Genomic DNA, 11,935 nt, shown 5'->3' on the forward strand with positions numbered 1-11,935 from the left:
GACCGGTCGCATATGGACACACGGATTTGGCTCCAATTGACCGTTTTGCCCGGCTGTCAGGCTGCGGGGCCGACCACCCACTCCACGCAGATGACCCGCCGATCCACCTGCGCCGCCGCCAGTTCCCGTACCGCACCCGGCTCGGCCGCACTGGGCACGCAGGTCAGCAGCACGGTGAAATCGGTGGGATCCGCCGCCGTCAACTCCAGCAGATTCGCCGCCGCCACCAGCCGGGTCTCCCCCGACGCGTGCACAACGCCCCGGACGTCCGACCCGCACTCGCGAATGTCCTGCAGCGCCGTCGCCAGATCGGTGCGATCGGCGCAGTCGCACCGCATCACCACGATCCGCTCCTCCATCCCGGTCAACCCCGCCGGCAGCGGCCGCGGCGTGCGGGTCAGCACCACCACGTCCCGCGCCCCCGCCTCCAGCAGCCAGCGCACCGCGACCTCGCCCTGCGGGCCCAGCCCGCCCGCGACCAGATACGTCCCGTCCGGCCGGATTTCGACGGCCGGAAAAGCCGGTGCCGGCGGCTGCGTGGCCGGGTAGGCCGCGCCGAAGGCGCCGTCGCGCCACCGGCGCCGCGCACCGGAATCCGATCTGCGCCATTGCCGTTGCGGTGGAGCGGCCGTCAGCGAGCCGAGGGCCGTCCAGTCCACGGCGCACCCATCCAGATAGCGCCGCGCGATGGTGTGCAGAAAACTCTCCGCCTCGTCGTCGCGGGACAGCACGGCCTGCGCGCCCTCCCGGAACGGGGCGCGCTCCCGCAATCCCGGGGTCAGCACCGGCTGCGGCCCGATCTCGAGAATTCTCGAAATCCCGTCGGCGGCAGCGGATTCCAGCGCCGCGGCCAAGTGGATCGGCTGCCACGCGTTGGCAGCCCAGTAGGCGGCGTCCGTGCGCGGATCGTCCGCCGTGGCGGGCGGTGCCGTGGTGCGCGTGGTCTCGTCCGCGGTGGCCCGGGCGCGTGGCACCGGGCCGGGCCGGGTGGTCGAGTAGAACCGCAGCTGCGGCGGGTTCGCCTCGAGATCGGTGAGTTCACCGTGCAACTCGGCGGCGCGGTCGCGGATCGCGGGCAGGTGCGCGGCGGCGGGTATGGCGTCGGCCGGGAGGCGCTGGGCGAAGATGGTGCGGCGATGGGCCCGCCGCACCAGGGCGTCGATATAGCGGGGCTCGCCCGCCACGGTGATGGCGGTCGGACCGTCCACCGCGGCGACGGCGACATCGGCGCGCATGGGCTCGACCAGCCGGGTCACCTCCGCGAGAGTCGCCTCGAGCACGGCCGCGGCTCCACCCCCACCGGCGCGCTCGTGCAGCCGCGCCCGCGCCACCACCACCCGGGCCCCGTCGTCCAGCGACAGCGCACCGCCGGCGACCGCGGCGGCGACCTCACCGACGCCGTGCCCGGCTACCGCATCCGCGTGCAGCCCCACCGACTCGAGCAGTTCGGCCAGTGCGACCTGAAAGGCGAACAATGCCGAATGCTCGAATACGATGCCGTCCGCGCCGGATTCGCCCGAAGTGTCGCTCTCGCAGCCGAATTCGCGGGCGCGATCGGGCCCGTGGTCGCCGCCTCGGCCCGCAGGGGTCGTTCGATGGAATCCATTGCGCGGCGTCCAGACTCGTGGGCCGCCGGCCGCTGCCACGGCGTCCACGGCCGCGGTCAATGCCGCCGCGAAGACCGGGTACCGGGCCGCGAGCGCGCGTCCCATGCGCGGGTGGCCGCCGGATCCGGGGAAGAGGAAGAGCGTGCCGCCGTCGTGCTCGGTGCGGACCGGGTCGAAGATGCCGGTGGCCGCGCGTGGGAGGGGTGCGGGCGTGACCGTCCCCGTGGTGCCGGCGATCGCGGGCGTGGTGGCGATGCGGCGGGCCAGGGTGCGCAGGTGGGCCGCGGCCTCGGCGGTGTCGCGGGCGAGGACCCCGGCGCGGGTGGGTTCGGGTATGAGCCGGGTAGTGGCGGAAGCGAATTCGCGGAGCGAGCGATAGGACCCGATGGCGACGGCCCAGCGCAGCGCGAGGGCGTGGATGGCGGCCGGATCGCGTCCGGTGAGGGGCAGGAGAACCGGGGGTTCGTCACCGCGGTCGAGGGCAGGGGTCCCGCTCGGTCGCGCGGGGTCGTCCAGGGCGATGTGCGCGTCGGGGCTGTCCGCCTCGGGGAATCCGATGGCGGGCCCGCCGATGTCGGCGTAGCGGCGGGTTCGGGTCCGGAGCGCGTCGGTCGTGCGTTGCAGCACCAGGACGGTGCAGATGCCGTTGCCGCCGCCGGCGCCGCGATTCCTGGGCACCGGTATCCGAAGGTCCGAAATGTCCGGTAGCAGAGCGAGATCCACACCGCCCGCGATAACGAAGGGCACGGCTTCGTCGGCCAGCAGGCGCACGCCCATGTCGACGGCGACCAGTGGCGAGGCGCGCCGGCTGTCCACGGTGAGGCTGGGACCGCGCAGGTCCAGGGCGCGCGAGAGGTGGTGGGCGCTATTGGTGCCGCCGATCGCGCCGAAGACCACCGCCGCATTGGACGCCGGTGCCAGACAGCCCAATCCGGAGTCGTCCAGGGCTTCCACGGCGACCTCGAGGTTGGTGCGCTGGCGCGGGGTGAGCCCCGCGGCCGCGAGGCGATCCATGCCGAACCACTCGTGATCGAACTCCAGACCCGTCGACCGGCAGCCGACGCCGACGATCGACACCCGCGGGAACGGGGTGGGATCGGTCGATGCTCTCGTACTCTGCCGCACAGGAATGCCCTCCCGTGTCCGCGCGCTGTCGGCCGTCGAGGTACCACCGGCGATTCTGCCAAGAATTCGCCCCGGCCAGAAGGGCTTTCGCGCAGGCGAATCCGTCACCCGGCGCTGTGCAGGTCAGCGCCTATCCGATCGCCCCGAAGGCCTCGGGGTCATCGTTGCGCATGATTACGAGGCCGTGGCCGTCCGCCCCTGGAAGGGATGGTCGAAATCCTCGGCGGTGGCATGGGAGCTGAAGAACCGCAGTGCTAGGTTCACCGCGTCCTGTTCGGTGTTCACTCCGGAGATGGCCATGGTCCGGCGCAGCGCGTCGTCGTCGAGATAGATTCGAGTGATGGCCATTTCGGGCACCTCCGCCGCATCCGTCGTGTCCTCAAAGCATGACGGATCCAGCAGGCGCCGATAGCCGGAATGGCCAGAGCCCTTGGCGGGAAATGCCAAGGGCCCTGTCGTAATTGTCTGGGACATACGGACTTTCGCCCGAATTATCCGATCATGCCCGCGAGCCGCTGCTGGATCAGCGCCTCTGCCTCGGTGACCATCCGGGAGACCAGCTCACCGCAGGTCGGGATGTCGTCGATGAGGCCCTGCACCTGACCGGCCGACCAGATGCCGGCGTCCAGGTCGCCGTCCTCGAACACCCGGCGGCCGCGCGCGCCCGCCACCAGATCCTTGACGTCCTCGAACTTGCCGCCGGCCTTCTCGATCTCGACGACCTTGCGGCTGATCTCGTTGTCCGCCACGCGGGCGGTGTTGTGCATGGTGCGGAAGATGAGCTGGGTGGCGCGCTCCGAGTTGGCGACGATCTGCTCCTTGACCGTCTGGTGGATCGCCGACTCCTGGGTGCACATGAAGCGGGTGCCCATGTTCACGCCGTCCGCGCCCAGCGCCAGCGCCGCGACCAGGCCGCGCGCATCGGCGATGCCGCCGGAGGCGATGACCGGGATGTCGAGGGCCCGGGTGGCGGCCGGAATCAGGATCAGGCCCGGCACGTCGTCCTCGCCCGGGTGCCCGGCGCATTCGAAGCCGTCGATGGACACGCCGTCCACGCCGATCTTCTGCGCCTTGAGCGCGTGCCGCACGCTGGTGCACTTGTGCAGCACCTTGATGCCGGCTTCCTTGTAGTACGGCAGGAAGGGCTCCGGATTGGACCCGGCGGTCTCCACGATCTTCACGCCGGACTCGATGATCGCCTGCACGTACTCCTGGTACGGCGGCGGGTTGATCGACGGCAGGATGGTGACGTTCACGCCGAAGGGCTTGTCGGTGAGCTCACGCGCGCGGTCGATCTCGCGGCGCAGATCGTCGGGGGTGGGCTGGGTGAGCGCGGTGATGATGCCGAGACCACCCGCCTCGGAGACGGCGGCGGCCAGTTCGGCGCGGCCGACCCACATCATGCCGCCCTGGACGATGGGGTGCTCGACCCCGAAGGTCTCGGTGAATCTGGTCTTCAGTGCCATGGGCGCTGTCCTCTCCCTGCCTCTCGCAAACTGCCCCGATACTCGCATAGTTGCATATGGAGCGACAACCCTGATGTGAGTGGAAGTTTGCACCTGACCAGGGCTGTGACCAGTGCGGCCGGGAGTGGCCGCTTGTGGATATGGGTGTCTACCAGGCTCGAATACATGCTCTGAACTGCTGAATGAAGCGGTGAGAACTTCTCGGTGAAACCTTCTCTGTAACCCTTGTCACGTCAGAAAGTTAAGGGATATTCTCACAGTCGATCAGCGTGAAAGGACACCGCATGACCTTCCAGCCGCTAGACGAGCCGATTCGGTCGCGTCGCAACCACTGGGTGAACCAGGTCGCGACCCACGCGGCCATGCGGCCCGGTCGGATCGCCTTCAAGTACAAGGGCGTGGACACCACCTGGAAGCAGCTGCACGAGCGGTCGGAGCGGTTCGCCGACGCGCTGTCCCGTCGAGGGGTCGGGTTCGGCGATCGTGTGCTCATCCTGGCGCTGAACTACACCGAGTACATCGAAGCCGTCATGGGCATCAATGCGCTCGGGGCCATCGCGGTGCCGGTGAACTTCCGGCTCACCCCGCCCGAGGTCGCCTACATCGTGGCCGACTCCGGCGCCAAGGCCATCGTCACCGACTCGGTGTTGCAACCGCTGGCCGTGGGCGTCGCCGGGCAGGCCCCGGACCTGTCCACGGTCGTGGTCATCAACGGGCAGACCGGCGCGGGCGTCATCGGCTACGAGGACGTCCTGGCCGAGCCGGGCGAACCGCATGCGCCGCTGGACATTCCGGAAGAGACCCCCTGCCTGATCATGTACACCTCGGGCACCACCGGCAGCCCGAAGGGTGCGGTGCTCACCCACGCGAACATGAACGCGCAGGCGCTGACCTGTATCCGGGCCATGGAGATCACCCCGGATTCCATCGGCTTCTGCAGCTCACCGCTGTTCCACATCGCCGGATTGGGCTCGCTCACCCCGTATTTCATGCTCGGCGGCAAAACCGTGCTGCACCCGCTGGGCGCGTTCGATGCCACCGAATTCCTCGACGCGGTCGAGGCCGAGCAGGCCACCGCCGCCTTCTGCGTACCGGTGCAGTGGCAGCTCATCTGCGAGGAGCCGACGGTCAAGCAGCGCAAGCTCGCACTGCAGGCGCTGTGCTGGGGCGCGGCCCCCGCGTCGGACACGGTGCTGCGCGCCATGGCCGACTGCTTCCCGAACGCCTTCAATGTAGCGGTGTTCGGCCAGACCGAGATGTCACCCATCACCTGTGTGCTCGAGGGCAAGGACGCGCTGCGCAAGATCGGCTCGGTCGGCCTGCCCATCCCCACCATCCAGGCCCGCGTGGTCGACGACGAGATGAACGATGTCGCGCCCGGTACGGTCGGCGAGATCGTCTATCGCGGACCGACTCTCATGCAGGGCTACTGGAACAAGCCCGAGGCCACCGCGGAGGCCTTCCACGGCGGCTGGTTCCACTCCGGGGACCTGGTCCGCCAGGACGAGGAGGGCTTCATCTACGTGGTGGACCGCAAGAAGGACATGATCATCTCCGGCGGCGAGAACATCTACTGCGCCGAGATCGAGAACGTGCTCTTCGCGCACCCCAAGATCCACGAGGCCGCCGTCGTGGGCCGCGCGCACGAGAAGTGGGGCGAGGTGCCGGTCGCGGTGGTCGCGCTCATCGACGGCGTCGACGACCTGACCCTCGAAGAGCTGGAACCGTTCCTGAACGAGTCCCTGGCCCGCTACAAGCACCCCAAGCACCTGGTGGTCGTACCCGAGCTGCCTCGCAATGCCAGCGGCAAGGTCGTGAAGGTCGAACTGCGCAAGGCGTATTCGGCCTAGATCAGGTCCTTGGCGGTGAGCCAGCGCATGATCGGCCAGCCGCAGAACACCGGCAGCCAGCAGGTCAGCACCCGGTAGAGCAGGACGGCGGGGACCGCGATCCCCGCCGAGACACCGAAGGCGGCCAGACCACCGATGAGGGCGGCCTCCACCGCGCCCACCCCGCCGGGGGTCGGGGCGGCCGAGGCCAGGGTGCCGCCGATCATGGTGACGATGGTGACGGTCACGAAAGTCGTACTGCCGCCGAAGGCTTCGATGCTGGCCCACAGCGCCAGCGCCATGCCCAGGGTGGTGGTGGCACAGCCGCCCACGATCATGGCCAGCCGGCCGGGCCGCCGGGCCAGATCCTTCAGCTGGCCGACCACCTCCGCCAGCTGCGGGCGTACCTCGTTGAGCAGCCACTTGCGGACCTTGGGGACGAACATGGTCACGCCCAGCAGGCCCAGCAGGGCGCCCGCCACCAGGTACAGCACGGTGGCACTGGGCACGAAATGCGACAGGTTCGTGGAGGTTCCGGCCAGCGCGCCGAAGATCAGCAGCAGCACCACGTGGGTCACCACCTGCACCGTCTGCTGCAGGGCGACCACCGCGGTGGCCCGCACCGCGCCCAGGCCGCCCTTCTGCAGGAACCGCACGCTCAACGCCAGCCCGCCGACGCCGGCCGGGGTGGTGGTCGCGGCGAAGGTGTTGGCGATCTGCATGAGCAGCAGGTTGCCGAACCTGACGGCCTCGGAGGCACACGCCCACAACGCCATTGCCGCACCCGCATAGGTCAGGGCGGACACGGTCAGCCCCAGCAGCGCCCAGCCCCAGTTCAGATTGCGGAGCTCCGAGGCGAAGGTGGGCACCGCGCTGATGTACGGGTAGGCCACGTACACCAGGCCGATGAGCAGCACCAGCTGGATGATCTGGTTGCGCGAGAAGCGGGTGATCTGCGCGGCCTCGATCTTGTCCTGCCCGGTCTGCGCGGCCACCTCCGCGCGGATGCCCTTCATCAGCTCGCCCGCGTCCGGCACCGCCTTGCGGAGGTGGGTGGGCACCGCGGTCTTGGTGAGCCGGGCCGAGGCGTCCAGTACCGCCTGCTTGTCCAGTACTTCGAGTGCGGTGCGCACGGCCGGGCCGACACCGAACAGATGCGCGGAGGACAGCAGCAGCTGGGCCACGTCGGAGTCGAAACGTGCCTGGTAAGCGCCGAATTCGGATTGCACGAACCCGCCGAACAGCACGGTGCCGTCGTCGAGGACCCGGATCTCCTCGGCGTGCAGTTCGCCGTGCGAGATCTGGGCCTGGTGCATGCTGTGCAGCGCCTGCCACACCCGGGTCAGTATCGGCTCCCCGTCGGCGGCGGCCAGCGGCCGGCCCTGGGGCACGGTGTGCGCGTACACCATCCAGCCGCGGTCCAGCGCCGCCACGGTGAGCGGCTTGTTGCTGGCCAGACCCAGATCGGCGATGGCGAATCCCATCAGGGCGCGATGCTCGACCGCGCGGCGCATGGAGGCGAACGGCGCCGGGTACTCGCCGCTGCGAATCGTGAGCCAGCGCTTGAGCTGCTGCAGCATGCCGCGGCTGCGCTGGTTCGCACCGTACATCTCGATGATCAATTCATTGTCCGGTGAAGGGGATTCACCGGACTCCGCCGCGGTCCCGGCCGCGGCGGGCGCGCTGTTGGGTGAGGCGCCCAGCTCCGGCTGCGGCACCGTGCTCGCCGAAAGCACCAGTGGCCCACGGGCGGCCGGGCGCAGCACCTTGAAGGCGGTCACCCGGAAGCCGCGCTGGGCCAGCACCCGCACCGCCGCGTCGAGCGGCACCTCGAGCGCGGGCGTGCCGACCACCAGCACGATGACCGCGCCCACCAGCCAGCCCACCACCAGGCCCAGCGCGGCCCGGGCGGGCACCACCAGCGAGACGAACAGGTGGATCGGCACGAAGGCCAGCAGCAGCGTCCACCACCAGCGTCGCGCCCGCGCGGGCAGCCACGGACTGGCCACCGTGAGCGTCGCCGCCAGCATGGCGATCCAGCGCGGATCGTCGAGGAACTGTGACAGGAAGGTGTTGACCTGTCCCGGTTCCGACAGATGCCAGCGCGGCGCGGAGAACCCGGTGCCGGTGATGGAGAACAGGCCCAGCGCGATCAGGCCCGCGGAGACGAAGCCCGCCAGCAGTTTCCACTGGCCGCGCAGCACCAGCCGCACCAGAATGGCGAAGGGCAGCGCGAGAATGGCGATGCCGTAGACGATGTAGACCAGGTTCGACTGTTCCGGGGTCAGGAACCCCACGATGCCGGAGACCGAGCGCTCCAGCGCCTCCCACTGCGGCCTGGTGATCAGCGATCCGGCGATGACGATGGCCACCGACAGCGCGGACAGCACAACGCGCAGAATGTCACTGGTCCGGCGGATCCGCGGCTGCAGCAGGCTGCCGGAGACGGGAATCTCCCGCCCGTCGACTCGCATGTCCTATTCGCGCTTTCGGATCGTGGGAACGGCTGTGGTCCCATGGTCGGCTCGGTGTGAGTATGCGGCAGGCGACGGCATCACCGACCACCCAACACGCCGTAACCGTAACCCGTCCCCGCTGGCCGGTACCGACGAGCCCGGTTCGGGGCGTCCGCCGCGCTCGTTCGCGGGATCGGTTTTTCCGGCTTGATCCGAGCTTTGGGCACAGGCCGAACCGGCGTGCGAGGATCGGCCCGTGGTGCTCGATCTCCGTGTCTGTTTCGTCGGTGAGTCCTTCGTCGCGGGAGTCGGTGATCCGAGGTGCCTGGGCTGGGCGGGCCGGCTCGCGGCCCGGGCCACGGCGGCCGGCCAGCCGCTGACCTACTACAACCTCGGCATCCGACGGGAGAACAGCACCGAGCTGCGGGCCCGCTGGGAGGCCGAGTGCACGCCCCGGCTACCCGCGGGTGCGGACTGCCGGGTGGTGATCTCCACCGGTGTCAACGACACCCAGCTCGAGGACGGCCGTCCCCGGGTCGATCCGGGGACGTCGGAGCGCAATCTGGCCGGCATCCTGCGCCGGGCGCGGGAAAAGGGCTGGCAGACAATGGTGGTCGCGCCGCCGCCGAATGTCGACGACGAGCACAATGCCCGGCTGCTGGCACTGGACGCCCGCTTCGCCGACCTGTGCGACGAGGCCGAGGTGCCCTACCTGCGGGCGCATCAGCCCTTGCGTGAGAACCAGATCTGGATGCGCGATGTCGCGGCCGGCGACGGCTTCCATCCGGGCGCGACCGGCTACGACGAGTTCGCCGCCCTGCTCGCGCCTCACTGGCTGCTCTGGCTGGCCGATCCGGGCTCGGAACTGCCGGTGGTGCGCTGAGTTTCGGTTCCGGGTCCCAGCCAGTCCTCGACCATGCCCTGGAGCCGCGGCTCCCGGGTCGAGGTCACCAGGCCCGAGCCGACCAGCACGCCCAGCGCGATGGCGAGCACGGTGAGCACCGCGGTGACCAGGATGTGCAGGCCGTTGGGGTCGTTCTCGGTGACCAGCGCGGAGATCCCGCTCAGGCTCATGCCGCCGGGCACCAGCATCCAGAAGGCGGGCAGGAACACCACCTGTGTCGGCGGGGCATCCTTGAAGCGCTGCACCAGGTATGCCACCGGCACCGCCACCATGCCGCCCAGGAACGAGCCGAGCAGCCCGCCGCCGAGCTGAGTGCCCAGCTGCTGCCCGCAGAACGCCGCGTACAGCACGATCAGCAGCCAGCCCAGGGAGCTCGGCGGGGCGCTGGCCCGCCGGCTGTGGCCCAGTCCGATCAGCAGCACCCCGAGTATCGGTGTCCACCAGCCCAATCCGGGTCCGGCCTGCGGTGACACCGTGGGCAGCGTGCCCAGCAGTTGCAGCCCCACCAGCACCCCGAAGGCCAGCAGCACCAGCTTGTTGAAGCCGTAGATGGTGCGGCTGGCGCCCGCGATCATGGATCCGGTGGCCAGCTCGATGGACCCGTTGGTGAGCATGGCGCCCGGCAGCAGGCTCGACACCGAGGGGATCAGCAGCTGGGAGGGATTGCCGCCGCCGAGCGCGTTGGGAAAGCCGAACGACAGCAGGGTGACCACCGCCCCGGCGAGCACCGGCAAGCTCGTGTACAGCAGCCGGAACCGGTCGGCCGCCATGATCAGCAGCTGCACCGCCAGCCCGAGCACGATGTAGCCGAGCAGGGCGGTGGAGGTGGGGTTGAGCATCAGGCCGAGCCCCACGGTAAGCACCACATTGCCGGTCAGCAACCGCCACACCGGTGTCGGCTGCGGCGAGGCGAGGATGTCCTCGAGCGCCGCGGTGGCCTCGGCCGGCGGCGGCAGTTCGCTGGTGATCCGGTCGATGAGTTCGTAGAGCGCGGCGATCTGATCCAGGCGCAGGGTGTCGGAGTCGGCTTCCAGCAGGTCCATCGCCGATCCGCGCGAATCCTGTACGCGCACGAACACTCCCGTGGGCAGCACGAAGAAGTGCACCTCGGTGGCGTCGTAGCGGCGCGCCAGTTCGTCGAGGATGTCCTTTACCCGGCCGGTGGTCTCGCCCGAGCGAATGAGGGCTACGCCCATGTGCCGCAACAGATCCAGCAGGTCGGCGGAGACGGGTGGTTCCTCCGGCGGCGGAGCCTGCTCCGCCGGGGCGATCGCGCCGGGGCTGACCCGCCGCAGCCAGTGATCCATGGATCCGGCGGCCCTGCGGGTGGCCCCGTAGAGACTGCGCGACAGCGCGCCCCGGCCGCGCCTCGCACGCCGGGGCCGTGGATGATGCCGCGACAGACTCGTAGGTCTCGCCTCCATAGATGAGCAACTTCGTAGCAATCAAAATCTAGCGCGCGGCGGGCCCGGATCCACCGGACGCGATCCATCTCACTCCCATGCATCCCGGCTCTGGAACGGAACTGCCGATACCATCCCGCCCGAATCCCGGCTTCCAAGCCATCGGGTATGCCTATCGGTTGCCCTCTTCCTAACCTGGTGGCATGGATATCGATACGCGACTGCTGCGTTACTTCCTGGCAGTCGCGGACGCGGAGAACCTGCCGCGGGCGGCGCAGCGACTACATGTCGCGCAGCCCGCGCTGGCGACCCAGATCAAACAGCTGGAACAGCAGCTGGGTGTGGAGCTGTTCATTCGTTCCCGCGCGGGCTGGACGCTCACCGCGGCCGGCAAGGTGCTCGCCGAGCAGGTCCCGGCGCTGCTGGCGTCCTGGGACCGGATCCTGCGCGACACCAAGAGCGATGCCAGCCGCGCCTCCCGGGTACTGCGGCTGGGCTGCGTGAACAGCGCTGCCGACGGCCACATTCCGGAGATCATCCGGGTCTTCCACCGGCTGCACCCGGACTGGCAGGTCGATCTGCACCAGGGCGGCTGGACCGACCCGACCGCCGGGCTGGACGAGGGCGACGTCGATGTCGCCCTGCTGCGCCTGCCCTTTCCGGGCCAGGACGAATACCACCTGCGGGAGCTGTTCGCCGAACCGCGCTGGATCGCGCTGCCCGAGGACCATCCGCTGGCCCAGCGCGACGACATCGCCTTCCGGGAGCTGTGGGACGAGCCGTATGTCGCCTCGCCCGCGGAAACCGGCTGGTGGCGCGACTATTGGATGGGCCTGGACGCGCGGCCCGCGGACACCGCCATCATCGGGGCCATCGCCCGCAATACCGAGGAATGGCTGCGCGCCATCGCCAATGGCTTCGGCGTGAGCTTCACCCCCGCCTCCACCGCCCGCACCGAGTACCCGGGCGTGGTGTTCCGGCCCGTGCACGGCATCGGCCCCACCCGGGTGGCGGTGGTGTGGCCGGACGCCTCCGAGACCGATCCGGTCATGCGGTATTTCATCCGCTGCTGCTCCGACATCATGGGCCAGCACGGCGCGGACGGCCGTCGCACCTCCTAGCCGCCGCCGGTCGGACATGATTGA

At 69.7% G+C, this 11,935-nt stretch carries 8 protein-coding genes; 3 read left to right on the forward strand and 5 right to left on the reverse strand.

From position 1 onward, the window contains the following. Positions 1 to 56 precede the first annotated feature (56 nt). From ABZV44_RS25355 to ABZV44_RS25365, 3 genes are all read right to left on the reverse strand, one after another. Positions 57 to 2,732, reverse strand: a complete 2,676-nt coding sequence (locus tag ABZV44_RS25355; protein WP_354840950.1) for an acyltransferase domain-containing protein — start codon at positions 2,730 to 2,732, stop codon at positions 57 to 59. 174 nt (positions 2,733 to 2,906) lie between these two features. Beyond that, entirely contained in the window at positions 2,907 to 3,080 is a 174-nt protein-coding gene (locus tag ABZV44_RS25360; protein ID WP_354840953.1) for a type II toxin-antitoxin system VapB family antitoxin, read from the reverse strand. A gap of 143 nt (positions 3,081 to 3,223) precedes the next feature. After that, entirely contained in the window at positions 3,224 to 4,198 is a 975-nt protein-coding gene (locus ABZV44_RS25365) for a nitronate monooxygenase family protein (protein ID WP_354840956.1), read from the reverse strand. A gap of 284 nt (positions 4,199 to 4,482) precedes the next feature. Here ABZV44_RS25365 and fadD5 point away from each other — a divergent pair, with 284 nt between their 5' ends. After that, positions 4,483 to 6,048 (forward strand): fatty-acid--CoA ligase FadD5, encoded by a 1,566-nt coding sequence (gene fadD5 / locus ABZV44_RS25370; RefSeq protein ID WP_354840959.1) that lies wholly within the window; start codon positions 4,483 to 4,485, stop codon positions 6,046 to 6,048. On the opposite strand, the gene ABZV44_RS25375 is transcribed toward fadD5, so the two are convergent. Next, positions 6,045 to 8,501 (reverse strand): lysylphosphatidylglycerol synthase transmembrane domain-containing protein, encoded by a 2,457-nt coding sequence (locus tag ABZV44_RS25375; RefSeq protein ID WP_354840961.1) that lies wholly within the window; start codon positions 8,499 to 8,501, stop codon positions 6,045 to 6,047. The two genes, fadD5 and ABZV44_RS25375, sit on opposite strands and share 4 nt — an antisense overlap. A gap of 238 nt (positions 8,502 to 8,739) precedes the next feature. On the opposite strand from ABZV44_RS25375, the gene ABZV44_RS25380 reads away from it, so the two are divergent. Next, a complete protein-coding gene (locus tag ABZV44_RS25380) occupies positions 8,740 to 9,366 on the forward strand; it encodes a GDSL-type esterase/lipase family protein (protein ID WP_354840964.1) in 627 nt (208 codons plus the stop codon). On the opposite strand, the gene ABZV44_RS25385 is transcribed toward ABZV44_RS25380, so the two are convergent. Next, entirely contained in the window at positions 9,312 to 10,694 is a 1,383-nt protein-coding gene (locus ABZV44_RS25385) for a threonine/serine exporter family protein (protein ID WP_354840967.1), read from the reverse strand. The two genes, ABZV44_RS25380 and ABZV44_RS25385, sit on opposite strands and share 55 nt — an antisense overlap. A gap of 299 nt (positions 10,695 to 10,993) precedes the next feature. Between ABZV44_RS25385 and ABZV44_RS25390 the strand changes: the two genes are divergently transcribed. Beyond that, entirely contained in the window at positions 10,994 to 11,911 is a 918-nt protein-coding gene (locus tag ABZV44_RS25390; RefSeq protein WP_354840969.1) for a LysR family transcriptional regulator, read from the forward strand. The last annotated feature ends 24 nt before the right edge of the window (positions 11,912 to 11,935 follow it).

This window comes from Nocardia sp. NPDC004860, from assembly GCF_040609015.1.
Taxonomy (GTDB): domain Bacteria; phylum Actinomycetota; class Actinomycetes; order Mycobacteriales; family Mycobacteriaceae; genus Nocardia.